This is a genomic window from Actinoplanes nipponensis (assembly GCF_016862275.1).
GTDB classification, from domain to species: domain Bacteria; phylum Actinomycetota; class Actinomycetes; order Mycobacteriales; family Micromonosporaceae; genus Actinoplanes; species Actinoplanes nipponensis.
Genome location: NZ_BOMQ01000067.1, coordinates 1 through 24,323 on the forward strand (window position 1 = coordinate 1; position 24,323 = coordinate 24,323).

Here is a 24,323-nt window from a genome sequence, read left to right on the forward strand (position 1 = left end):
CGGGCCGGCAAGGCGGGCCGGCAAGGGCAGGCCGGCAAGGCGGGCCGGCAAGGGCAGGCCGGGCAGAGCAGGGCAGGGGGCCAGCCGGGCAGTGAGGGCCGGGCAGGGCGGCCAGGGCGGGCCGGGCAGGGCGGCCAGGACGGGCCGGGCAGGACGGGCCGGGCAGGACAGAGCGAGACGAGACCGGCCCGGGCCGAGCCGGGCGGGACCGAGCCGGGCGGGCAGCGCGTGCCGACCCAGTCGGCAGTAGTGGCGTCAAGAGCGTCGACAGCCACCCAAGGACCCCGCCGCGCGCAGTACAGCCACGTCCGGACCACACCAAAGGCGCTCGGGAGCGCAGATGCCCGACGCAGGAATCAAGCCCGACCGCCCACCCGGAAATACCCCACCCCCGCAAAAGCCGCATCCACGCCAACGAAGAAGGGGCCCGCCGAAAAACCGACGGACCCCCTCCTCCAAACAAGCGCTAAACCGCGTGAACCACGTCCCGCGGCTCGGCGAAGTGGCAGGCGCTCGGGTGCGGGGAACGCTCGCGGATCTGGAGCAGCGGCTCCTGCTCCGCGCAGACCGGCTGGGCCTTCCAGCAGCGGGTGCGGAACCGGCAGCCCGACGGCGGGTTGGCCGGCGACGGCACGTCGCCTTCCAGGACGATCTGGTCGCGCAGGCCGCGCAGCCGCGGGTCCGGCACCGGCACTGCGGACAGCAGCGCCTGGGTGTACGGGTGCGTCGGCTGCTCGTAGATCTGCTCGTCGTTGCCGATCTCCACGATTTTGCCCAGGTACATGACCGCGACCCGGTCCGAGATGTGCCGGACCACGGACAGGTCGTGGGCGATGAAGATGTACGACAGGCCGAACTCGTTCTGCAGGCCCTCCAGCAGGTTGATGACCTGCGCCTGGATGGACACGTCGAGCGCGGAGACCGGCTCGTCGCAGACGATGATCTCCGGCCGCAGGGCCAGGGCGCGGGCGATGCCGATGCGCTGGCGCTGGCCGCCCGAGAACTGGTGCGGGTAGCGGTTGACGTGGTCGGGGTTGAGCCCGACCGTGTCGAGCAGGTCCTGCACCGCCCGGGCCCGGCCCTTGCGGGGCGTGACCTCGGGGTGGATCTCGAACGGCTCGCCGATGATGTCGCCGACCGTCATGCGCGGGTTCAGCGACGTGTACGGGTCCTGCAGCACCATCTGGATGTTGCGGCGGGCCCGGCGCAGGGCGCTGCCCTTGAGGGTGACCATGTTCTCGCCGCGGACGTTGATCTCGCCCGCGGTGGGCTTCTCCAGGGCCACCAGCAGTTTGGCCAGCGTCGACTTGCCGCAGCCGGACTCGCCGACCACGCCGAGGGTTTCGCCGCGGCGCAGCTGGATGTCCACGCCGTCGACTGCGCGGACGGCGCCGACCTTCGACTTGAAGACGATGCCCTGGGTGATCGGGAAGTGCTTGACGAGGCCCTTGGTCTCGAGCACGACGTCGTTGCGGTCACTCATCCCCGACGACCTCCCTCCAGAAGTGGCAGCGGGCCGTGCGGCCCGGCGCGACGATGTACGCCGGTGGCGGCGGGTCCTGCCGGCAGACGTCCCGGGCGTAGGCGCAGCGCGGGTTGAATGCGCAGCCCTGCGGGATGGACGTCAGCGCCGGCGGCAGGCCCTTGATGACGTTGAGCTGCTGGCCCTTCATGTCGAGCCGGGGGATCGACTCGAGCAGGGCCTTGGCGTACGGGTGGGCCGGGCGTGCGTAGATGTCGTAGACCGGCGCCTCCTCGACGACCTTGCCCGCGTACATCACCGAGATGCGGTCCGCGACGTCGGCGACCACGCCCATGTCGTGCGTGATCAGGATGAGGCCCATGTTGCGCTGCTGCTGCAGCTCGGCCAGCAGGCCCATGATCTGCGCCTGCACGGTCACGTCGAGCGCCGTGGTGGGCTCGTCGGCGATCAGCACCTCGGGGTCGAGCGCCAGCGCCATGGCGATCATGACGCGCTGGCGCATGCCGCCGGAGAACTGGTGCGGGTAGTCGCCGATCCGGGCCCGGGCGGCCGGGATCTTGACCTGGTCGAGCAGCTCGATGGAGCGCCGCTTGGCGTCGGCCCGCGACATCCCCTTGTGCATCCGGAACAGCTCGGAGAGCTGGTAGCCGACGGTGAACACCGGGTTCAGCGCCGACAGGGCGTCCTGGAAGATCATCGCGATCTGGTTGGCCCGGACCTTGCGCCGCTCGTTCTCCGGCAGCTTCAGCAGGTCGATGCCGCGGTACTTGACCTCGCCCTTGGTGATGAAGCCGGGCGGGCTGTCCAGGATGCCCATGATCGCCTGCGCGGTCACGGACTTGCCGCAGCCGGACTCGCCCAGGATGGCCAGGGTCTCGCCGGGCTGGAGCATGAAGTTGGCGCCGTTGACCGCGCGGGATATGCCGTACTGGGTGCGGAACTCCACGTGCAGGTCGGTGACCTCGAGCAGCGGGGCTCGCGGATCGAGGCCGGGCAGGACGTCGATCTGCGCCTGAATATCGGTCATCTCTGCCTCACCGCAGCTTCGGGTCGAAGGCGTCGCGTACCGCGTCGCCCAGCATGATGAAGGCCAGCACCGTGGCCGCGAGGAAGATCGACGGCCAGATCAGGGGGCCGGGGGCGGTCCGCACGTACGAGCCCGCCTCGGCGATCGCGATGCCCCAGGAGATGGCGTTGCCCTTCAGACCGATGCCGAGGAACGACAGCGTCGCCTCGCTGGCGATGTTGGTGCCGAGCAGGATCGTCAGCACCACGATGAAGGACGCGATCGAGTTGGGCAGGATGTGCCGCAGCATCAGCCGGCCGGGGCCGGCGCCGAGCATCCGCGCCGCCGCCACGTAGTCCTGGTTCTTCGACGAGATCACCGAGGAGCGCATGATGCGCGCCGCCGTGGTCCAGCCCAGCACGCCCAGGGTGACGGTGACCGCCACGATGCCGTTGCTGCTCGCGTCGGCCGAGAGGCGCTTGGCCAGCACGATCGCGGCGAGCAGGAACGGGATGCCGAGCACGATGTCGATGAAGCGCGACAGGATCGCGTCGGTCCAGCCGCCGAAGTAGCCGGCGCCGAGGCCGAAGAGCAGGCCGATGACTCCGGACAGCAGGGTGGCGAGCACGCCGACCTCGATCGACGCGCGGGCGCCGTAGATGGTCTTGGCGTACACGTCGCAGCCCTGGAAGTCGTAGCCGAAGAACGCCGAGCCGCTGGCCGGGGCGTGCTGGCGGCTGAGCGCGCAGTCCCGCGGGTTCGCCGAGGTGAACAGCGTCGGGAAGAGCGCCATCAGGATGATGACCACGACCAGGATGGAGGCGATCCAGAAGATCTTGTTGCGGCGCAGGTCGATCCACGCGTCGCCGGCGAGGCTGCGGGGCTTGTCGCGCTTGTCGGCGTGCCGCGCCTCGGTGGGGGGTGCACCGCCCGGTCCCGCCGCGGCGGCTACTGCTTCGAGATCACTCATAACGGATCCTCGGGTCGAGGGCGGCGTACAGCAGGTCGACCAGAAGGTTCACGACCAGGAAGACGATGACCAGGATGCTGACGAAACCGACCACCAGCGGGCCGTCCTCGGTACGGATGCCGCGGAACAGGTTGAACCCGACACCGGGGATGTTGAACACGCCCTCGGTGACGATGGCACCGGACATCAGGCCGCCGATGTCGACGCCGATGAGGGTGACCACGGGGATGAGGGAGTTGCGCAGCACGTGCACGCCGATCACCCGCTTGCGGGACAGACCTTTCGCGCGGGCCGTGCGAACGTAGTCCGAGCGCAGGTTCTCGGCGACGGACGAGCGGGTGACCCGGAGCTCGGTCGCGATCACCAGGCTGCCCAGCACCAGGGCGGGCAACAGCAGGGCGTGGAAGTCCGGATGGGCGCCCGCGGTCGGCGGGAACCAGCCGAGCTTGATGCCGAAGATCAGCTGGGCCAGCGGGGCGAGCACCACGATCGGCAGCGACAGGATGACCAGCGTGACCACCAGCGTCGTGTTGTCGAACATGCTGCCCCGGCGGATGCCGGAGATGACGCCGGCGGTGACCGCGACGGTGGCGGCGATGACCATGGCGATCAGCGCGAGCTTGATGGTGACGGGCCAGGCCTGCGTCATCATGTCGCTGATCTTGCGGCCGGTCAGCGAGGTGCCGAAGTCGCCGCTGAGCAGGCCCTTCATGTAGTACCAGTACTGCTTCAGGAAGGGCTCGTCGAGGTGGTAGCGCTCGGTGAGAGCCTGACGCACGCTCGCGGTGATGGGTCGTTCGCCCGCCAAGGCCTGGAGGGGGTCGTCCTGGTTGGCGAACACCAGCGCGTACACGATGAACGTGGCCCCGAAGAAGGTCAGGATCATCTGGAGTAGGCGCCGCACGATATAGCGGAACATACGGATTTAGCCTCTTCCGCGGAAGATGCGCCGCCGGGCGTCGTGGGCGCGGCGACTGAAAGTAGGGGGATACACAGCGGTGGCGCCACGGTTGCACACAATCCGCGGCGCCACCACTGCACTAACGGCTAGATCAGCTGTTGATTTCGATCTTGTACAGGTCGACCTTCGTGAAGATGTCGACGTGGACGTTCTTGACCTTCTCGGAGTGGCCGAAGACGTTCTGGCCGAACCGCAGCGGGATCACGGGCATGTCGTCGGCGAGGATGTCCTCGGCCGCCTGCCACTTGGCGATCGCCGCGTCGGTCGTCGGAGCCGCGGAGCCCTCCTTGACCAGGTTGTCGAACGCCGGGTTGCTGTACCCGTAGTAGTTGGAGGAACCGCCGGTGCCGTACAGCGGGCCGAGGTAGTTCTCCATCAGCGGGTAGTCCATGACCCAGCCGAGACGGATGAGGCCGACCGGCTCCTTCTTCTCGACCTTGGTGAGCAGGTCGGCGAACTTGGGCTCGCCCACGCCGGTGCACTCGATGCCGAGGGACTTGTTGATCTGGTTGCACATGGCGTCGACCCAGGCCTTGTGGCCACCGTCGGCGTTGTACGTGACCTGGATCTTCTTCGGGCCGCCGTTGGCGTCGTACAGCTGCTTGGCCTTCGCCGGGTCGTACTTGCAGTTGTCACCGCAGGTGTTCTCGCGGTAGCCGGCCACGGCCGGGGACACGAACGAGGTCGCCGGGGTCTGCGAGCCGAGGAAGATCTGGTCGGTCATCTCCTGGCGGTTGACCGCCATGGAGAGGGCCTGCCGGACCTCCTTCTTGGCGAACTCCTTCTGGAACGTCGGGAAGCCGACGAACGCGAACGAGGAGCTCGGGCTCTTCTGGAAGCGGTCACCCAGGTCGCCCGGCGCGGCGGCCAGGCTCTCGATCGGGATGGTGGTCTGGACGTCGACGTTGCCCGCGGTGAGGTCCGCGTACTCCGCCTTCTGGTCCTGGTAGATCTTCCAGGTCACGCCGTCGATCTTCGGCGCCGTGCCCTTGAAGTCCGCGACCTTCTCGACCACGATCTGCGAGTCGTGCTCCCACTTGCCCTTCATCTTGAAGGGGCCGTTGCCGACCATCGCGTCCTCGAAGCCCTCGGCGATGGTGCCCGGGGCGGAGAAGGCGGCCTTCGGCAGCGGGAGGAACGCGGTGTAGCCCATCACGGACTTCCAGCCGGCGAAGGGCGTCGACAGGGTCACCGTGAAGGTGGAGTCGTCGACCTTCTTGAGGCCGGTCAGCGTCTTGGCCTTGGGCTCGGGGGCCTTCTTCGGGCCGTCCTCGCCGTCCGGGTCGACCGACTGCAGGTCGGCGTAGCCCTCGATGCGCTCGTAGAAGTAGGACGCGCCCTGGGCGTTGGGCCCGTACGCGCCGTAGTTCCAGGCGTCGATGAAGTTGTCCGAGACGACGGGCTCGCCGTTGCTGAAGGTGAAGCCCGGCTTCAGCTTCACGGTCCAGACCTTGTTGTCATCCGAGGTGACCGACTCGGCGCCGACCTCGACGGGCTGGCTCTTCTCATCGAAATCGATGAGCGGGTAGAACAGGGAGGCGAGCACGGCCGCACCGCTGGTCTCCGTCGTGTTCGACGGGATGAGGTGCTGCGGCTCCCCGATGCCGATCACGATGCTCTTGGACGTGGCGTCGGTGTCCTCCGACCCACCTCCCGAGCAACCTGCGGCCAACAAGGCGATGGCGGTCGCGCCGACCGCCATCTTCCATGGGCGATTCCCGAGCATGGGAGTTACTCCTTCAAGGGCGCTCACGAGGGGTTGTGTGAGTAGAGGACACCTTCGCACAGTGCACCTAGCCTCTGGCGGCGCCGTTATCAAGCCGATATTAGGCCGATACGCCGCCGCCGCTCCTGAAAGATCGTCCTTTCGGTCAGGAACAGGGCCCTGACCAGGGGCTCAGGGTCGGCGGTAGCCGCCCGATAACTTTCCGTAGGCCCATTGTCCGGTTTGATGCTCGATGAGACATATCGTCCCTACCGGACGGACGAGGGGCGCTAGACGAGCCGACGATCGGCCGCCCACCTCGACAGCTCGTACCGGTTGGACATCTGCAGCTTGCGCAACACGTTCGACACGTGCGTCTCCACCGTCTTGATCGAGATGAACAGCTCTTTGGCGATCTCCTTGTAGGCGTACCCCCGGGCCAGCAGCCGCAGCACCTCGCGCTCGCGGTTGGTGAGCTGGTCCAGCTCGGGGTCGGCCACCGGGACGTCGGGCCGCGACGCGAACGCGTCCAGCACGAAGCCGGCCAGCCGCGGGCTGAACACCGCGTCGCCGTCGGCCACCCGGCGGATCGCCGCGGCCAGCTCGTCCGGGGAGATCGTCTTGGTCACGTACCCGCGGGCCCCGGCCCGGATCAGGCCGATCACGTCCTCCGCGGCGTCGGACACCGACAGCGCCAGGAATTTCACCTGCGGATGGGTACGCCGCATCGCGTCCAGCACCGCCCGCCCCCCACCGTCGGGCATGTGCACGTCGAGCAGCACCACGTCGGGCATCGTCGCGGCGATCCGGGTGACCGCCTCGGCCACCGTGCTGGCCTCCCCCACCACCTCGACGTGGGCGCCGAGCTCGGCCCGGACGCCGGCGCGGAACATGGCGTGGTCGTCCACGAGGAAGACGGTCAGCCGCCGGCTCTCCTCGGCTACAGGCTCGGTCATCGTGCTGTCTCCTTTCCGGCGGTGACGCTCTCCCGGGAAACCGGCAGCGTCAGGCGTACCTCGGTGCCGTCCCCGGGGGCGCTGCGGATCTCGGCCTGCCCGCCGTGCCGCCGCATCCGCCCGATGATCGACCCGCGTACGCCGTGCCTCGTATCCTCCACCGTCGCCGGCTCGAACCCGGCGCCGCGGTCGCGGACGAAGACACTCAACTCCTCGGCCTCCACCTCGGCGTACAGCGACACGGTCTGCACCCCGGCGTGGCGGGCCGCGTTGACCAGCGCCTCGCGGGCGGCGGCGACCAGAGCGGCAACCGATTCGTCACACTGCGTGTCCCCCACCACCACCGTCTCGACCGAGATGGCGTACGTGTCCTCGACCTCCGCGGCGGCCTGCTCGAGCGCCGCGGCGAACCGCTCGGTCGGCGACGCGCTCGGTTTGTAGAGCCAGTTGCGCAGGCTGCGCTCCTGGCCGCGGGCCAGCCGCTGGACCTCCTTGATGTCCGCGGAGTTGCGCTGGATCAGCGCCAGCGTGTGCAGCACCTGATCGTGGATCATGGCCGCCACCTCGGCGCGTTCCTGCTCGCGGATGCGGCCCTCACGCTCGGAGCGGAGCTGGCTGAAGGTGCGCCAGAGCAGCGGCGCGACCACCACGCCGACCCCGAGCAGGCCGACCAGCGCGAAGATCACCCCGTTGAAGACGGCGCTCAGGTTGCCGGCCGGGGCGTACACGGCCAGGATGCCGATCACGCCGGTCGCGACCAGGACGCCGCCGCCGATGAAGCGGAAGATGAACGAGCGGCGGTCACTCTCCGCGACCACCGCGGCGAGCCAGGGGGCCTGCGGCGTCGCGTCCGCCCACTGGCCCCGGCGGGTCGGGTCGGACTGGTGCCAGATCACGCCGGCGCCCACCGCGGTGACCGCGATGAGCCAGCCCGCCGTGCCGGCCACGCCGTTGTCCCCGAAGAGCAGGCCCTGCAGCAGGATGACGCCGAGGCCGATGGCCCCGAACGGGAGCAGCAGCGTCAGGTCGCGGCGGGTGCGCTCGCCGCTGGACTGCTGTTGCGGCAGCACCGCCCAGAAGACCGCGTAGAGCAGCAGGCCCAGGCCGTTGAAGCCGAGCAGCACGACGAGGGCGATGCGTACCGCGGTCACCGGGAGGCCCAGATGGCGCGCCAGACCGGACGCGACACCGGCGATGACCCGGTGGTCGCGCGGCCGGTACAACCGGCGCGGTGTCGGGGGTGCTGCGGTGGCGGTGATCGCTCCTCCTCGGGTCGGGCGCGGCGTGCGCCGCGGCCTGTTCGATCGTCACACGGCCCGGGGGTCGCGGGCCACGGGGAAACTCCCCCATGAGCGGCGCCCCCCGATCTCAGGGTGGCGTCAGGGTCGGCGCCTGAGGCGGCTCGGGTGGCCGGACCGCCAGTATCGAAGCCATGACCGACGAAGCTGCCCAGTCCCGCGAAACTGCCGGGTCGTCGCAGGACGCTCCGGCACCTTCCGCCGTCCCGCCCCCGGCGCCGGCCGAGCCCACGGCGGCGGCCGACCCGCCCCCGGCCTACGAGCCCCCGGTCGAGGGCGCCCCGCCGGCGGCCGACCCGCCGCCGCCCGGCGCAGTCCCGCCCCCCGGAGCAGTCCCGCCCCCCGGAGCGGTCCCGCCCCCGGGAGCGGAGCCGCCGCCGTGGTTCGGCGCCCCCGACACCGGCCCCACCTTCGTGCGGGAACGGCTGATCCGGCCCACCCGCGGCCGGTACATCGCCGGCGTCTCCGGCGCGATCGGCAGCGCCACCAACACCGACCCGGTGCTCTGGCGGGTGCTGCTCGCCGTGCTCGGCTTCTTCGGCGGCGTCGGCGTGCTGATCTACCTGGTCGGCTGGCTGCTGATCCCGGCCGAGGGCGACACCGCCTCCCCGCTGGAATCCCTGCTCGGCCGGGGCCGCTCGGCGACCGCCCCGCTGTCCATCGTGCTGCTCGGCGGCGCGGCCGCGCTGACCTTCGCGTTCATCGTCCGGGACGGCTTCCGCGCCACGCTGCTGGCGGCGGCGGTCCTGGTCTGCGGCGGCCTGCTGCTCAAGCGGGGCAGCCGGGCCAACGCCGCCGGCGCCGGCTACCCGCCGGGAGCCGCCCCCGGGACCGGCCCCGGTGCGCCACCGGCGGGCGCCTGGTCCGCCGCCACGGCCGGCGCCACGGCCCCGTTTCCGCCGGCCGCCACCCCGGCGGCGCCCGCCGAGGCCGCCCAGGCCGCGCCGGCCCCGGCGGAGGAATCCCGCCCGTTCCCGGCCCCGGCCGCACCGGCCGGCGAACCGGTGACCGCGCCGCTGCCGCCCACCCCGCCCGACTACACCCAGGGGGCTTACGTGCCGCCCAGCACCGCCTACCTGCCGCCCCGGCCACCCGAGTTCGGGCCGCCGACCAGTGGCTACCGCCCGCCCTTCGCCCCGCACGGTCCGTGGGCCCAGGGCGTCAGCCAGCCGCCCCCGCCCCCGCCGGCCCCGCCCCGCCCGCCGCGACCGCCGAAGCAGCGGCGGGAACGCTCCAAGCTCGGCCGGATCACCTTCTTCATGATCGTCGTGGTCATGGGCGTGCTGGCCCTGATCGACCTCTCCGGCGTGGACGTCTCGGTGTCGGCCTACTTCGCCGCCGCGCTGACCACGATCGGCCTCGGCCTGGTCGTCGGCGCCTGGTTCGGCCGGGCCCGCGGCCTCATCGCCCTCGCCCTGCTGGCCTGCCTCGGCCTGGCCATCTCCAGCGGCGCCGAGACCTGGGGCGGCGAGCTGGGCACCAGCTCGTACCGGCCGCAGTCCATCACCGCGGTCGCCGACCGCTACGACTTCACCATCGGCACGGCCACCCTGGACCTGCGCGCCGTCGACTTCAGCGGCAAGGAGCAGGCCACCACCGTGGCGATGAAGGTCGGCCAGCTGAAGATCCTGCTGCCGGACAACGTCGACACCACCACGGCGGTGCGCATGGACGGCGGCCGCGCCCGGGTCTTCGGCCGCGAATGGGACGGCCAGGACCTCGGCTCGCAGGAGATCACCGACCTGGGGCCGGACGGCGCCGGCGGCGGCTCGCTGCGCCTGACCGTCGAGCTCAACACCGGTGACCTGGAGGTGACCCGATGAGGCCGCACCGTACCGACGGCATCTCGCTGAGTTTCGGACTGATCTTCCTGCTGGTCGCCGCCTGGTGGGCGATCGCACACGTCGTGCGGGTCCAGCTGCCCCCCGCGGGCTGGCTGGTGGCGGGCGGGCTGATCCTGTTCGGCGCGGTCGGGCTGCTCGGGGCGATCCGCTCCGGCCGGCGTACCGAGGTGCCTGCCCCGGTGCAGGCCGAGGCCCAGGTGGAGACGCCGGGCGACCTCCCGCCGGAGATGCACGCGGACATCGTCCGGGAGCTGCTGGACAACCCGGCGGACCGGGTCGACCTGCACCCGGCGTACCTGAAGCACCCGGTCCCGGAGCCCCCGCCCGCCGCGCCGGCCTCGGCGCCGCCCGCCGGAGCCGGCGGGGAGCCGACGATCTCCTTCCCGCGGCCCGCCGCGGCGGCGGCCGAGGACGAGCCGACCACCGAGGTGACCCGGGTGGACCCGGGCCGGGACGAACACCGGGACCAGCCCCCCGGCGGCGCCGGAGGCGGCGAACCCCCGAGCCGCTGAGACCTCGCGCCGGTCGCGGGCCACACCAACGGGTGAGGCCCGCGACCGGCGCAATATGCTCTTCGAGCAGAGGAAATCCGACAGCGCGAGGAGCCCGCACCGCCATGACGCCGTTTCCCGCCGTGTCCACCGCACCCGTGACCGGCGTCGGGCCGCGCGCCGCGCGCGCCCTCACCGCCGAGTTCGCCCGTCACAACGCCGCCACGACCGCCCTGGTGATCGGCGCCGACCACGCGTCGGCCGTGGTCGCCGCGGCCATCGAGGCGCTGCTGCCCGGCGACACCCTGACCCTGGTCCCCGGCGAGCGCAGCACCGCCGAGCTGCTCCGGGACCACATCACCGGCCTGGGCAGCTGGATCGCCGACCGGGTCCGGATCGTCGACACACTCGCCGAGGCCGACCCGGCCGACGTGGTCATCCTGGGCGAGCCGCTGACCGGCACCGCCGACGAGGCCCGCGCGGTCCTGGAGAGCCTGGCCAAGTACCTGACCGAGGGCGCCGTCGTCGCGGTGGCCACCCCGGCCGTCCCCGGGCGCACCGGGGGCGCCGCCGCCGAGCTGTTCCGGCAGAGCGCCCTGTTCGGGGTCGGCACCGACCTGGTGACCCGCAACCAGCCGCCGCTGCGCGTGCACAAGCTGCGCTTCAGCCCGGCCGACACGAAGGTGGCCGCGACGCTGGCGCCCGCGTACCGGCCGTCGAGCGTGCCGGTCACCCGCAGCATGCACATCGACTCCAACGGGGTCGCCGCGGCCGGCATCGCGCTGGGCCTGGCCGGGCTCGCCCGCACGCTGCGGCCGAAGTCGAAGCTGTGGCTGCTCCCGGCCCTGGCGGCGGCCCCGGTGGCCGCGTTCTTCCGGGACCCGGAGCGCGACGTCCCCACCGAGGCGAACGCGATCGTGGCGGCCAGCGACGGCCGGGTGCTGTCGGTGGAGCGGATCACCGACGAGCGGCTCGGCGCGGGTGAGTTCCTGCGCGTCGCGGTGTTCCTGTCGGTGCTGGACGTGCACGTCAACCGGGTGCCGGTGGCCGGCCGGGTGACCGACTACTTCGTGGTCGACGGCGGCTACGCCAACGCCATGACCGCCGCGGCCGAGCACAACGTGGCGGCGTACACGGTGCTGGACACCGACCACGGCACCGTCGTGGTGGCCCAGCGGACCGGCCTGATCGCCCGCCGGATCGTGCAGCGGACCCCGGTGGGCACGCTGGTGGCCCGGGGCGAGCGGATGGGCCTGATCCGCTTCGGCTCCCGCACGGACGTCTACCTGCCGGCCGACCGGGCCGAGGCGGTCGTCGCCGTGGGTGACAAGGTCATCGGGGCCAGCTCGGTCATCGCGCGCTGGAAGTAGGCCCCTGGAAGACCAAGGAGAAAGGGCCGGCCCTCGCGGGCCGGCCCTTTCTCGTGCGTGCGGTCGGATCAGACCCGCTTCGCGCGCATCCACATCAGCGGGCCGCTCATCAGGTACGCCCCCACGAGCAGGACGAACGTCAGCCGCGGGTCCACGAACGCGCCCACGATCGGCAGCAGCCACAGCCACGGCGGCAGCTTCACCAGGCGGGCCAGCTTCGCGTACGGGAAGCTGGAGACCATGGCGAACGCCAGCAGCGCCACCCCGCCGAGCACCGCGAACCCGGGCAGCGGCAGGTCGATCAGCACGGTCAGCGCCAGCACCGCGGCGACCAGGGTGGTCGGCACGCCGGAGAAGAACTTGCCGTCCTTGGGCGAGACGTTGAACCGGGCCAGCCGGATCGCGGCGCAGCCGGCCACCAGGATGCAGGCGACAGCCGCGAAGGCGGTCGGCACCGTGTGGGCGAGCGCGGCGTAGACCACGACCGGCGCGGCCAGGCCGAACGAGCACATGTCGGCCAGCGAGTCCATCTGCGCGCCGAACGGGCTGGAAACGCCCAGCTTGCGGGCCAGGGCGCCGTCGAGCCCGTCGAAGCCGACGCAGGCCACCAGGCAGACGGCCGCGATCCGGACGTCACCCTGCATGGCCAGGAAGATCGCCATCAGGCCCAGGCCGAGGCTGGCCAGGGTGCAGGCGTTGACGAGGGCGAAGCTGACCCGGCGGCGCAGGGTGTGCGCGCCGGGCAGCAGCGAGGCGGAGTCGGCCTCGACCAGGACCGGCGGGGCGACGACCGTGGGGCCGTGGCTGCCGGAGGTGGCGACCGTACGGCCGCGGCCGAACGGCGACGGGACGATCTCCGTGCCGGTGTAGATCACCTCGGCCCGGGTGGCGGTGGCGGCCCGCCCGGCGTCGCCGGACCTGCGTCCCACGCGCACCAACAGGGCCTGCCGGGCGAGGGTGCCGCCACGGCGCAGCCGGCCTGCCCAACGACGTCCGGCGGGACGGGGACTATCCGTCGTACGACGCCGGCGCCAAGGGGTTCTCGGCACGTGCTCCTCCATCTGGGGGTCGGGTGCCCGCCGGCTTGAGCCGACACGGGGTGCTGCCCTGCGCCCGTACGTCTACGGACAGTCATTTGGGCGGGTTACACAATCGCATAGCCGGGCGGACTTGGCGATAGACCTCGCGGACCGCATCGACCACTTGTGCAACGTCGTCCTGTGGAGTTTTCATCCTCCGACGGGCGAGGGAGGCACGCTCACTGCCTGGCCCTGTGACGATTCTAACCGAGGCCCCCCAGGCCGATCACGGATGAGCTTTTTCGGCGTCCAGCAGGGCGACCGCCTCCCGGGTGACCTCTGTCAGCGGCAGCTCACCCACCGTGTCGGAAGGGAACCAGGCCGCGGCGGCCGTGGAGCCGCCGGCCGCCTCGACGACGGCCGGTTCGGTCGGCTCGTCGACCAGCACCCGGAACAGCACCCGCACCACGTGCCAGTCGATCGGCTCGCCCTCCGGGCCCAGCGCGGCCGGGTCGTGCCGGTGCGAGGCGCCGATCAGGCCGGTCACCCGTCCGCGCTGCCCGGTCTCCTCGGTGATCTCCCGGGCCAGCGCCGCCTCCGGCTCCTCGCCGTGGTCGGTGCCGCCGCCGGGCAGGTGCCACAGGCCGGCGCCCGGGTAGCCCTCGGCGATCCGGGTCAGCAGGATCCGCCCGGCCGGGTCGGTGGCCAGCCCGTACGCCCCGAAGCGCTGGCCCCGGCCGGGGGTCCGGGCGACCTCCTCGGCCGGATCGGCCGGCACGTCCGAGGGGCGGCCCGGCCGGCCGAGCACGACGGCGGTGAAAGGCATCAGCGGCAGGCTGGCCGGGTCCACCCAGTCGACCAGGTCGGTGGTGCCCTCGGCCTCGTTGCGCAGCCGGCCGCCCACCGGCTCCACGTCGTAGATGATCCGATCGGTGTGTTCCCACGTATCCGTCGTCGGCAGCCGGAACACGTCGGCCGTCACGGAACGGAGGCCCGTCACGCGTACCGTCAGGCCCGTCTCCTCGGCGAACTCCCGGACGACCGTTTCGTCGGGGTGCTCGCCCTGCTCGACGCCGCCGCCCGGCAGGGTCCACTGCCCGGGGAACGCCGACAGGTGGGAGTTGCGGGCGAGCAGGACCCGGCCGGTGGTGTCCCGGCACAGGCCGTACGCGCCGATTCGTCTGACCTTCACGGTCCTCAGGCTAGCCGGGCCGCCCGCAGCGCCTCGGCCGTCACCTCGGTCAGCTGCTCCGGGGGAAGCTGGGCGACCTCCTTGAGGGCCATCCAGCAGGCGGCGTCGGTCGATCCGCCGACGTCACCGACGATGACCTCGGTGGGGGCGTCGACGACGACCCGGTAGAACGCGCGGACGCCGTGCCAGTCGATCGGGTAGCCCTCCGGGCCCAGCGAGGCCGCGTCCCGGTGGCTCGCCACGCCGAGCAGCTCGACCAGGCGGCCCTCCTGCCCGGTCTCCTCGACGAGCTCGCGGATCAGCGCGGTGCCGGGCTGCTCGCCGTAGTCGGTGCCGCCGCCGGGCAGGTGCCAGCGGCCGGCGCCGGGGTAGCCGGGGGCGATCCGGGTGAGCAGCAGCCGGTCCTGCGGGTCGGTGGCGATCGCGTACGCCGCGAAGCGCTGGGCGCGGTGCAGCCCGTCCGGGCCCGGTACGGCGTAGAAGGAGGGGAAGTCGGGAGCTTCCTCGGGCCGCAGGTCGGCCGAGGCGGCGGAGAGGCCCAGCGCGGCGGCCGTGAAGGGCCTCAGGCGCAGCTTCTCGGCCTCGGCCAGGGTGTGCCAGCGGGCCAGGTCGGTGGGCTGGCCGACGCGGTCGTAGAGGTTGCCCCCGCGGATCGTCACCTCGTAGATCAGCCGGTCGGTGTGGATCGTGACGCCGCGGTGCGGCAGCGACCGCATGTCGGCGAGCACGTCGCGCAGGCCGGCGACGGCGACGGACAGGCCCGTCTCGGCGGCGGTCTCGCGGACGACGGTGTGGTTGGGGTCCTCGCCGTGATCGACGGCGCCGCCGGGCAGCGACCAGACGCCGGGGGTGCCGGAGCGGGTCGAGGCACGGACGAGGAGGACGCGGCCTTGGGGATCGGTCGCGACGGCGTATGCCGCAATCCTGCGGAGCGGCTCCAGTGCGGGGGTCACGGGCGGCATCTTGCCCGGTTTATGTTACCTCCGGGCAACGACTGTCGGATTCCTGACAGGACGATAGCCCACAGTAATCGCTGTTCAGGGCGGTTCTGCACACCGAGCGCAGGCGGGCAGTAACGCACAGCAATACCCGCGAATCACCCATCCGGGTCGCCCGAATCAGGGTCGGAATCGGGGCAGTCACCGAGGCGGCCAGGTGCCGCCGCGGCGCATCCTCGGAGCATGACCACACCGACCGTCACCCCGTACAAGCAGCTCCGCCGCCCGCTCGACGACCGCATCCTGGCCGGCGTCTGCAGCGGAATCGGCCGCTACCTCGCCGTCGACCCCGTGCTCGTCCGGGTGGGCTTCGTCGTGCTCGCCGCCCTGACCTGGGGCGCGGCGGTGCTGGCGTACCCGATCGCCTGGTTCCTCATGCCCGAGGAGCCGGCCCCGCCGGCGCCGCCCTGGCGCGACCCGGCCGACCCCAGCTGGGGTCAGCCGCCGACCGCGCCCTGACCGGCTACTCCCACTCGATGGTGCCCGGGGGCTTGCTGGTCACGTCGAGCACCACCCGGTTGACCTCCGGCACCTCGTTGGTGATCCGGGTGGAGATCTTCGCGATGACGTCGTACGGCAGCCGCGACCAGTCCGCCGTCATGGCGTCCTCGCTGGAGACCGGGCGCAGCACCACCGGGTGGCCGTAGGTGCGGCCGTCGCCCTGCACGCCCACGCTGCGCACGTCGGCCAGCAGCACCACCGGGAACTGCCACACGCCGCGGTCCAGGCCGGCCGCGGTCAGCTCCTCGCGGGCGATGAGGTCGGCCGCGCGGAGCACCTCCAGGCGGTGCGGGTCGACCGCGCCGATGATCCGGATGGCCAGCCCGGGGCCCGGGAACGGGTGCCGCTGCACCATCTCCTCGGGCAGGCCCAGCTCGGCGCCGAGCGCGCGCACCTCGTCCTTGAACAGCGTCCGCAGCGGCTCGATCAGGGCGAACTGGAGATCGTCGGGCAGGCCGCCGACGTTGTGGTGCGACTTGATGTTGGCCGTGCCGGTGCCGCCGCCGGACTCCACCACGTCCGGGTAGAGCGTGCCCTGGACCAGGAACTCGATGTGCCGCTCGGCGTCGAGCTCGCGGGCCGCCGCCTCGAAGGTCCGGATGAACTCGCGGCCGATGATCTTCCGCTTCTGCTCCGGGTCGGTGACCCCGGCCAGGTGCCCGAGGAACTGGTCGGCCGCGTCGACCACCTTGAGCCGGATGCCGGTCGCCGCGACGTAGTCCTTCTCGACCTGCTCGGCCTCGCCCGCGCGCAGCAGGCCGTGGTCGACGAAGATGCAGGTGAGCTGGTCGCCGACGGCCTTGTGCACCAGCGCCGCGGCCACCGCCGAGTCGACGCCGCCGCTCAGCCCGCAGATGACCTGCTTGTCGCCGACCTGGGCGCGGATCGCGGCGACCTGGTCGGTGATGATGTTCGACGAGGTCCAGGCCGGCTCGATGCCGGCGATGTCGTACAGGAAGCGCTTGAGCATCTCCTGGCCCTGCTCGGTGTGCGCCACCTCGGGGTGGAACTGCACGCCGGCCCGCCGGGTGGCCAGGCTCTCGAACGCGGCCACGGGCGCGCCCGCCGAGGAGGCGGTGACGGCGAAACCGGCCGGGGCCTCGGTGACCGAGTCGCCGTGCGACATCCACACCGGCAGGCCGGCGGGAAGCTCACGGAGCAGGGTGCCGGCCTCGGAGAGCGGAGAAAGCAGGGTACGGCCGTACTCGCGCGAACCGGTGTGCGCCACCGTGCCGCCCAGCGCCTGCGCCATCGCCTGGAAGCCGTAGCAGATGCCGAAGACCGGCACGTCGTTGTCGAACAGGGCGGCGTCCAGCACCGGCGCGCCCGGGGCGTACACACTGGACGGTCCGCCGGACAGGATGATGGCCGCCGGGTCCTTGGCGAGCATCTCCGCGACCGGCATCGAGTGCGGCACGATCTCCGAATAGACCCGCGCCTCGCGGACCCGGCGGGCGATCAGCTGGGCGTACTGGGCGCCGAAGTCGACGACGAGGACCGGGCGGGGTGTGCTCATGGACGGCGAGTTTACCGGCGTCAGCGGTACCACTTCCGGGCCGGGGCGTACCGCACGTTGCCGGCCTTGTCGTAGGCGCGCACCCGCACGGTCAGGGACGCGCCGTGCTTCCAGGTCTGGACCGCGAACCGGTGCGCGCTGCCGGCGTACCGCTCGGTGACCTTGCCGTCGACCAGCAGCTCCAGCCGGCTCACGCCGCTGCCGTCGGTGGCCGTCGCGGTGACGTAGCGGGTCTTGCGGACCCGCCGGGCGCCGTCGGCCGGACCGCCGGTGATCTGCACCGCCGGGCCCCAGTTGTCGACCATGACGCGGCGGGTGGCGCTGGTCACGTTGCCGCCGCGGTCGTACGTCCGCAGCCCGAGCGTGACGCCCTTGCGCCGCCACCCGGTCGGCCAGGAGAAGCGGTACGGCGCGACCCGGTCGGTGCCGACCACGACGCCGTCGGCCAGCAGCTGCACCTTGGCCACGCCGATGTCGTCGGTCGCCGCCGCCGCGACGGTGACCGTGCCGTGCACCAGCGTGTTGCCGCCGGGCGAGAGGAACGACGTGACCGGCGGGACCTCGTCGTCGGTGACCGGCAGCGAGGCCAGGGCGGCCGGGGCGTCGATGCGGCCCGACGACGTCGGCACCCAGGTGCCGGCGATGCCGTGCGCCGAGGTGGTCAGCGCCGTCCGCAGCACCGCCGCGGTCGGGGTGGGCGCGGTCGAGGCGAGCAGCGCGGCGACACCGGAGACGAACGGGGTGGCCGAGGACGTGCCGCAGAACATCGCGACGGCGCCGTCGCGCCCCTGGGCCGGGTTGCACCCCGGCGCCGCGATGTCGACCCAGCTGCGGCCGTAGTTGGACCAGGAGTAGCGGCTGTCGGTGACGGTGGAGGCGCCCACGGCCAGCACGGCCGGGATGGCGGCGGGGTAGTGCGGCGCCGAGCTGCCGTCGTTGCCGGCGGCGGCGACCACCAGCGCGCCCTTGCCGCTCGCGTAGGCCACCGCGTCGCGCAGCAATTGGCTGTCGTCGGCGCCGCCCAGGGACAGGTTGATGATGTCGGCGCCCTGGTCGGCGGCCCACCGGATGCCCTGCGCGATGTCGCTGTACGAGCCGGAGCCCTTGGCCCCCAGCACCTTCACCGGCAGGATCTGGCAGGTCCAGCAGATCCCGGCGATCCCGATGCCGTTGTCACCGCGGGCCGCGATCACACCGGCGGTCATCGTGCCGTGCCCCTGGTCGTCGGCGGCGTTGGCGTCCTTGTTGACGAAGTCGCGGCCGGGCAGCACCCGCCCGGCCAGGTCGGGCAGCACGGTGACGCCGGTGTCGACCACGGCCACGACGGTCGCGGCCGAACCGCGGGTGGTCTGCCAGGCGGTGGCGACGCCGGCCTTGCCGATGCCCCACTGGTGGCGGAAGAACGGATCGTCGGGGGTCACCGCGGCGATCCGGGCGATCCGGTCGCGTTCCACGTACGCGACCGCCGGATCCGCGCGCAACGCCTCGGCCGCCTCGGCGACCTGGCCGGCGGGCACGTCGACGGTGACCGCGCCGGCGAGCGCCTCGCTGCCCACCACGTCGACGCTGCGCTCCAGGGTGGCGACCACGTCGGTGGCGGCGCGCAGACCCACGATCAGCGAGACCGCGGCCTCGTCCTCGGCCGGGGACGCCGACGCCGGGCCACCACCGGCCAGGGCGATGCCACCTACCAGGAGACCGACGGTCAGCGCACGCAGATTCATGACCCCACGGTCGGCACGCGGACCCCCGACTGTCGGACCGGCTCAGGTGCGATCCGGGAGCAGAAGAGCCCTCGCCGAGAGCGCCCGGCGAGGGCTCCGCACTGCGACGGTCAGCGCGTGTACGTGCGCGCCGTGTCGGTCTTGCTGTTGCCGGCGTTGTCGATCGCCCGGATCTCGACCTTCATCGGCGTCGGCTGCTTGCTCGCGGTGAAGGAGAAGGCGTACGGCGCCTTGGCGAGCTGCGACTTCACCTTGCCGTTGATGAGCAGCTCGACCCGGCGCACCCCGGAGGCGTCGGAGGCGGTGGCGGTGATCCGCACGGTGCCCTTGACCTTCGCCTTGTTCTTCGGCGCGCCGGTGATCGTCACCTTGGGCAGGACGTTGTCGACCACGATCGACCGGTCGAAGTCGGTGCGGTTGCCGGCCCGGTCGTAGACGCGGATCTGCAGCTTCACGGTGCCGTTGCGCTTGCTGCTGTTGTAGGTCAGCGAGTACGGCGCGGTGTAGTCCTGCGACTGGTAGACGCCGTCGGCGTACAGGTTGACCTTGTTGACGCGCGATCCGCCGTCCGCGACGCCGGCCGGGGTGACGGTGATCGTGCCGTGGTTGAGCGAACCCGCCCGCGGCGACATGCCCGTGATGGTGGGCGGCGTGACGTCGGTGTCGATCGTCAGGGCCTTCTCGGCGTCGAGCATGCCGTACCGGTTCCAGCCGTCGCTGTAGGGCTTGCGGGCCGAGAGGAGAAGCGCGCGCTGCAGCGACCAGCCGGTGTACGCCGGGTGCGCCGACTTGATCAGGGCGGCGGCGCCGGTGACCATCGGCGCCGCGAACGAGGTGCCCTCCTGGTCGGTGTGGTAGACGCCCGCGCGGTCCATGCCGGTGATGACGCCCGGGGCGGCCATGTCGACCCAGGTGTCACCGGGCTTGTTGTAGCTGGAGAACGAGGCGCGCGCGTCGGAGCCCTTGGCGGTGGCGGCCACGGCGACCACGTCGGTCAGCGCGGCCGGGTACATCTTGGTGTTGCGGTTGGTGGTGCGGCCGGCGTTGCCCGCGGCCGCGACGACCAGCACGCCCTTGCGGTTGGCGTACGCGACCGCGTCGGAGAGGGCCTTGCTGTAGCCGGTGCCGCCGAGCGACATGTTGATGATGCTGGCGCCCTTGTCGGCGGCGTACACGACGCCCTTGGCGATGTTGCTGTCGTAGCCGTTGCCGTTGCGGTCCAGCACCTTCACCGGCATGATCACGCAGCCCCAGCACCCGCCGGACATGCCCTCGTTGTTGTTGCCGCGGGCGGCGACGATCGACGCGACCGTGGTGCCGTGGCCGTAGTCGTCGGCCGTGTTGGCGGTGTTGCCGACGTAGTTCCAGCCGGCGACCACGGCGCCGGTCAGGTCGCCCACCGGCGTCACACCGGTGTCGAGCACGGCGACCTTGACCGCTTCGCCGGTGGTGGTCTCCCAGGCGCCCGGCAGCCGCACCTGGTCCAGCTCGATCTGGTGGCCGCGGGTGTACATCGGGTCGTCCGGGGCCACCTCGGAGGCCTGGCGCACGCGGTCGACCTCGACGTAGGCCACGGCCGGGTCGCTGCGCAGCGCCGCGATGACCTTCGCGCTGCGCGCCGCGGAGACCTCGACGGTGTGCGCCCGCAGCGAAGCCATCGCCTGCTGCGCCGGGCCGGCGGCGTCGAGCGCCCGGGCGCCCATGGTGGAGGCGGCGCGCAGCGGGGCCGCGTTGTCGGCGCCGGTCTTGGTGCCGACGATCAGCCGCACCGGCGCCTCGGCCGGGGACTCGGCGGCGAGCGCCCACGTGGTGGCACCCACCATCGTCGCGACCACCGCGGCCGACAGCGCGCCGACGGTCACCCGTCGTGTCACGTGCTTCATCTAGGACGTGCCTCCCCGTGTCCGACCGCCGTCCGGGCAATCGCGGCGGTCAGCGTACGGCCGATCTTGGATATTTCCATGCCCTGTTCCACCACGCGAGATCTTGACCGCGTTGAGCACGTGGCTGGGGTCGCCTACTGTTCCACCATGCGGACCAAGACGATCCTCTGGGCGGCCGCGGGCGCCGCGGTGGTGCTGCTGCTGGCGGTCGCGGGGGTCACCTTCGCGCTGCGCGGCGGCACCGACGAGCCCGACCGGACCGCCGCGCCCGCCCCGGCGCCGTCGGCCGCGCCGTCCGAGAGCCCGGCGCCGCCCGCCGGCGCCGACATCACCGGCCCGCTCGACCTGCTGATCGTCGGCATCGACACCCGGATCACCATCGCCGACTGGCAGCCGCACGCGGACGCCATCATGCTGCTGCACGTCGAGGCCGACCGGCAACGGGGCTACCTCACCTCGCTCCCCCGCGACCTCCGGGTCGACGTGCCGGCGTTCGCCAAGAACGGCTACGGCGGCGGCCGGCACAAACTCACCGAGGCGATGAGCGACGGGGCCAAGGTCCGGGGCACGGACAAGGCGAACGTGGCGCAGGGCTACGAGCTGCTCGCCCGGACCATCTCGCGGTACACCGGCATCAAGAAGTTCGACGCCGGGGCGGTGCTCACCTTCGGCGGGCTGAGCCGGCTCACCGACGCGCTCGGCGGCGTCACCCTCAAGATCGATCAGAAGGTGGTCTCCCAGCACCGCCGCCCCGACGGCACCCTGCGCACCCTGCGACCCGGCGGTGGCGGCTACGTCGGCCCGCAGGCCACGTACCTGCCGGGCACCCGCAAGCTGGTCGGCTGGCAGGCGCTCGACTACGCCCGGCAGCGGTACACCGCCGGCGGCGACTACACCCGGCAGCGCCACCAGCGCCAACTCGTCAAGGCGCTGCTCACCCGGGCCGGCGACGCCGGCCTGGCCACCGACCCGGCCAAGCTGCAGTCGGTGCTGACCGCGCTCGGCGACACGCTGGTCTTCTCCGGCGAGCGGAGCCCGATCGAGTACGCGTACGCGCTGCGCGCCCTCACCCCCGGCGACCTGACCCTGGTCGGCCTGCCGGGCGACTCCGTCTCCAGCGGCGGCGGCTACATCGGCGAGCAGCTCACGGCGCCGGGGCGTGACTACCTGCGCGCGGTGGCGGCGGGCGACCCGGCGGCGTACCTCGCCAAGCACCCGGAGCTGATCAACAAGTAGCAGCCCTACGGCAGCGGTGGCTTGACCTTGCCGAAGAGCCACGCCTCGAAGAAGTCACCGAGATCCTTACCGGCCGCCCGCTCGGCGGCGGCGATGAAGTCCTCGGTCCGGACGGTGCCGTCGCGGTGCTCGGCCGCCCACGACTTGAGCAGGGCGAAGAACGCCGGGTCGCCGATCGTGCGGCGCAGGGCCTGGACGGCCATCGCGCCGCGCTGGTAGACGGCATCGCCGAAGATGCCGTCCGGGCCGGGGTCACCGGTCGGCACCGACCAGTCGAAGCCGGAATAGACCCGGTCGAAGGACTGCTGGACGGTCCGCTCACCCGTGTGCTCCTGCCAGAGCCATTCCGCGTACGTGGCGAAGCCCTCGTTGAGCCAGATGTCCTGCCAGCGGGCCACCGTGACGCTGTCGCCGTACCACTGGTGGGCCAGCTCGTGGGCGATCACCGTGACGTTGGGCCGGCCCACGAAGAAGGTGTTGCCGTACACCGGGCGCGACTGGGTCTCCAGCGCGTAGCCGACCCGGTCGTCGTCGAGCACCACCGCGCCGTACGAGTCGAACGGATACGGCCCGAACTGCGTCGCCAGGAAGTCCGCCACCTCGCCGGTGCGCCCCACGGACCGGGCGGCGTCACCGTCCGCCGGCAACGATTCGGGCAGCGCGATGATCATCGGCTTACCGGCGTGCGTGCCGGTCCGCACCCGGTACTGCCCGATCACCACGAACGCCAGGTAACTGGCCAGCGGCTTGCGCTCGGCCCAGCGCCAGGTGGTCCGGCCCGCGGCGGTCGACCGCTGCCCCGGCAGACCGTTGCTGATCACCTCCAGCCCCTCCGGCACGGTCATGGCGAGCGCGAAAGTCGCCTTGTCCGACGGATGATCGTTGACCGGGAACCAGGTGCTGGCCGACTCCGGCTGCCCCAGCGCGAACCCACCGTCCTTGGTCCGCAGCCACCCACCGGTCCCGAGCGTCTCGTTGGCGAGCACCTGCGGCTTGCCGCCGTAGTCGACGACGACGGTGAAGGCGCGCCCCTTGACGATCCCGGCGGCCGGCGTCACCACCAGCTCATTGCCGTCGGCCCGGCTGGTGGCGGCCTGCCCGTCGACGGTCACCCGGCCGGCGACCAGGTGCGCGAGATCGAGGTGGAACGAGGACAGGTCCTGCGTGGCGGTGGCGGTGATGGTGGCGGTCCCGTCGAGCTGCCCCGACGCGGGGGTGTAGGCGACCTGGAGGTCGTAACCGGCGACGTCGTACCCGCCGTTGCCGTACGTCGGGAAGTAGGGGTCCCCCGCACCGGCGGCCCCGGGCGCAAAGCTCGGCGCGACGGACGGGGAGGGGGTGGGCTCGGGGGCGTCGCGGTCGGGGCCGCTGCAGCCGGCTACGAGCAGAGCCGTCACTACGGCAACAGCGGCACCTGTCCTTCGCATGCCCACGACGGTACGTGGCCCCTCCGAAACTCCACTGAAGGGTGGGAAGCAGGCGTCTGGTCCTTTGAGAAAGTCCCCGGGGGGCCGTGCTGGTGTTGCCCGGGGCTGGAGTTCCATCGGGTGCAGGCCGCGACCACGCCGCACGGCCCGCGCGACTACGCCGGAACTCGGTCTGCGCGCCTCCCCCCACGCCGCGCCCTGCCCACCCGCGCGCCGTCCCGCGTCCTTCCCGCACGCCGTGCCCATCCCGCGCCACGCCGCGCCCGGCCCTCACCGCACCGCACCCACCCCGCGCGCTATGCCCACCCCGGGCCCAGCCGCCTCCACCGCACCGTGCCCATCCCATGCGCCGTGCCCCCGCGCCCAGCCCTCGCCGCACCGCGCCCATCCCACGCGCCGCGCCCACCCCGCGCCACGCCAACGCCAACGCCAACGCCAACGCCAACGCGGATCTTGATGAGTCCAGGCCATCTCCCCCGGCCGCGCGCTCCAAGATTCGGCCGGAAGGGACCCGAAGGTATGGCGGGCCCGGTGAGGAGTTGGAGGCTCGCGAACAACGGCCGGGAAAGAGGTCTCCGCAAGAGCTGAGAAGGCGGCCTGGCCCGCGGCAGGCCTGACCCAGGCCGACCGGATTGAGCCGAGGCGGACCAGGCCGGGATGAAACGGAACGGGCGGGCCGAGCTGAGGCGCGCCGAGGCGAGGCACGGCGCAGACGGACCAAGGCGAGGCACGGCGCAGACGGA

19 protein-coding genes are annotated in these 24,323 nt (G+C 72.2%); 5 read left to right on the top strand and 14 right to left on the bottom strand.

Features of this window, described 5'->3' with window-relative positions:
• Positions 1-466 precede the first annotated feature (466 nt).
• The 7 genes from Ani05nite_RS29390 to Ani05nite_RS29420 form a co-directional block, all read right to left on the bottom strand.
• On the bottom strand, positions 467-1,483 hold the full coding sequence (locus Ani05nite_RS29390; protein ID WP_203773757.1) for an ABC transporter ATP-binding protein: 1,017 nt from the start codon (positions 1,481-1,483) through the stop codon (positions 467-469).
• Positions 1,476-2,510: an ABC transporter ATP-binding protein gene (locus Ani05nite_RS29395; RefSeq protein WP_203773758.1), complete on the bottom strand. Its 1,035-nt coding sequence runs from the start codon at positions 2,508-2,510 to the stop codon at positions 1,476-1,478. Before Ani05nite_RS29395 ends, Ani05nite_RS29390 begins: the two co-directional genes overlap by 8 nt.
• A gap of 7 nt (positions 2,511-2,517) precedes the next feature.
• Positions 2,518-3,459, bottom strand: a complete 942-nt coding sequence (locus Ani05nite_RS29400; RefSeq protein WP_203773759.1) for an ABC transporter permease — start codon at positions 3,457-3,459, stop codon at positions 2,518-2,520.
• On the bottom strand, positions 3,452-4,378 hold the full coding sequence (locus Ani05nite_RS29405) for an ABC transporter permease (protein WP_203773760.1): 927 nt from the start codon (positions 4,376-4,378) through the stop codon (positions 3,452-3,454). The genes Ani05nite_RS29400 and Ani05nite_RS29405 overlap by 8 nt, the downstream gene beginning before the upstream one ends.
• Positions 4,379-4,511: 133 nt before the next feature.
• Complete coding sequence (locus Ani05nite_RS29410) at positions 4,512-6,146, bottom strand: peptide ABC transporter substrate-binding protein (RefSeq protein WP_203773761.1); 1,635 nt, start codon at positions 6,144-6,146, stop codon at positions 4,512-4,514.
• 269 nt (positions 6,147-6,415) lie between these two features.
• Positions 6,416-7,081 (bottom strand): response regulator, encoded by a 666-nt coding sequence (locus Ani05nite_RS29415; protein ID WP_203773762.1) that lies wholly within the window; start codon positions 7,079-7,081, stop codon positions 6,416-6,418.
• A complete protein-coding gene (locus tag Ani05nite_RS29420; RefSeq protein ID WP_203773763.1) occupies positions 7,078-8,304 on the bottom strand; it encodes an ATP-binding protein in 1,227 nt (408 codons plus the stop codon). Before Ani05nite_RS29420 ends, Ani05nite_RS29415 begins: the two co-directional genes overlap by 4 nt.
• A gap of 209 nt (positions 8,305-8,513) precedes the next feature.
• Here Ani05nite_RS29420 and Ani05nite_RS29425 point away from each other — a divergent pair, with 209 nt between their 5' ends.
• The 3 genes from Ani05nite_RS29425 to Ani05nite_RS29435 all read left to right on the top strand — a co-directional run bounded on the left by Ani05nite_RS29425 (position 8,514) and on the right by Ani05nite_RS29435 (position 12,084).
• Positions 8,514-10,202, top strand: a complete 1,689-nt coding sequence (locus tag Ani05nite_RS29425; RefSeq protein ID WP_203773764.1) for a PspC domain-containing protein — start codon at positions 8,514-8,516, stop codon at positions 10,200-10,202.
• The gene (locus tag Ani05nite_RS41460; protein WP_239130738.1) at positions 10,199-10,735 is read left to right on the top strand and encodes a phage holin family protein; all 537 of its coding nucleotides are present in this window, start codon (positions 10,199-10,201) and stop codon (positions 10,733-10,735) included. Before Ani05nite_RS29425 ends, Ani05nite_RS41460 begins: the two co-directional genes overlap by 4 nt.
• 104 nt (positions 10,736-10,839) lie before the next feature.
• Complete coding sequence (locus tag Ani05nite_RS29435) at positions 10,840-12,084, top strand: phosphatidylserine decarboxylase (RefSeq protein WP_203773765.1); 1,245 nt, start codon at positions 10,840-10,842, stop codon at positions 12,082-12,084.
• A gap of 68 nt (positions 12,085-12,152) precedes the next feature.
• On the opposite strand, the gene Ani05nite_RS29440 is transcribed toward Ani05nite_RS29435, so the two are convergent.
• The 3 genes from Ani05nite_RS29440 to Ani05nite_RS29450 form a co-directional block, all read right to left on the bottom strand.
• Positions 12,153-13,133, bottom strand: a complete 981-nt coding sequence (locus Ani05nite_RS29440; RefSeq protein WP_377882377.1) for a CDP-alcohol phosphatidyltransferase family protein — start codon at positions 13,131-13,133, stop codon at positions 12,153-12,155.
• A gap of 256 nt (positions 13,134-13,389) precedes the next feature.
• Positions 13,390-14,295: an NUDIX domain-containing protein gene (locus Ani05nite_RS29445; protein WP_203773767.1), complete on the bottom strand. Its 906-nt coding sequence runs from the start codon at positions 14,293-14,295 to the stop codon at positions 13,390-13,392.
• A 5-nt stretch (positions 14,296-14,300) separates the two neighbouring features.
• Positions 14,301-15,248 (bottom strand): NUDIX hydrolase, encoded by a 948-nt coding sequence (locus tag Ani05nite_RS29450; RefSeq protein WP_203773769.1) that lies wholly within the window; start codon positions 15,246-15,248, stop codon positions 14,301-14,303.
• 228 nt (positions 15,249-15,476) lie between these two features.
• Between Ani05nite_RS29450 and Ani05nite_RS29455 the strand changes: the two genes are divergently transcribed.
• Positions 15,477-15,752, top strand: a complete 276-nt coding sequence (locus Ani05nite_RS29455) for a PspC domain-containing protein (RefSeq protein WP_203773771.1) — start codon at positions 15,477-15,479, stop codon at positions 15,750-15,752.
• Positions 15,753-15,756: 4 nt separating this feature from the next.
• Here the strand turns inward: Ani05nite_RS29455 and guaA are convergent, their stop codons facing one another.
• From guaA to Ani05nite_RS29470, 3 genes are all read right to left on the bottom strand, one after another.
• Positions 15,757-17,310, bottom strand: a complete 1,554-nt coding sequence (gene guaA, locus Ani05nite_RS29460) for a glutamine-hydrolyzing GMP synthase (RefSeq protein ID WP_203773773.1) — start codon at positions 17,308-17,310, stop codon at positions 15,757-15,759.
• Positions 17,311-17,330: 20 nt separating this feature from the next.
• Entirely contained in the window at positions 17,331-19,034 is a 1,704-nt protein-coding gene (locus Ani05nite_RS29465) for a S8 family serine peptidase (protein ID WP_203773775.1), read from the bottom strand.
• A 110-nt stretch (positions 19,035-19,144) separates the two neighbouring features.
• Entirely contained in the window at positions 19,145-20,908 is a 1,764-nt protein-coding gene (locus tag Ani05nite_RS29470; RefSeq protein ID WP_203773777.1) for a S8 family serine peptidase, read from the bottom strand.
• Positions 20,909-21,064: 156 nt separating this feature from the next.
• Between Ani05nite_RS29470 and Ani05nite_RS29475 the strand changes: the two genes are divergently transcribed.
• Positions 21,065-22,153, top strand: a complete 1,089-nt coding sequence (locus tag Ani05nite_RS29475; RefSeq protein WP_203773779.1) for an LCP family protein — start codon at positions 21,065-21,067, stop codon at positions 22,151-22,153.
• A 5-nt stretch (positions 22,154-22,158) separates the two neighbouring features.
• Here Ani05nite_RS29475 and Ani05nite_RS29480 read toward each other — a convergent pair whose 3' ends face one another.
• Positions 22,159-23,580 carry a M1 family metallopeptidase gene (locus Ani05nite_RS29480; protein ID WP_203773781.1) on the bottom strand — a complete coding sequence of 474 codons (1,422 nt, stop codon included), beginning with the start codon at positions 23,578-23,580 and terminating at the stop codon, positions 22,159-22,161.
• Positions 23,581-24,323: the final 743 nt, after the last annotated feature.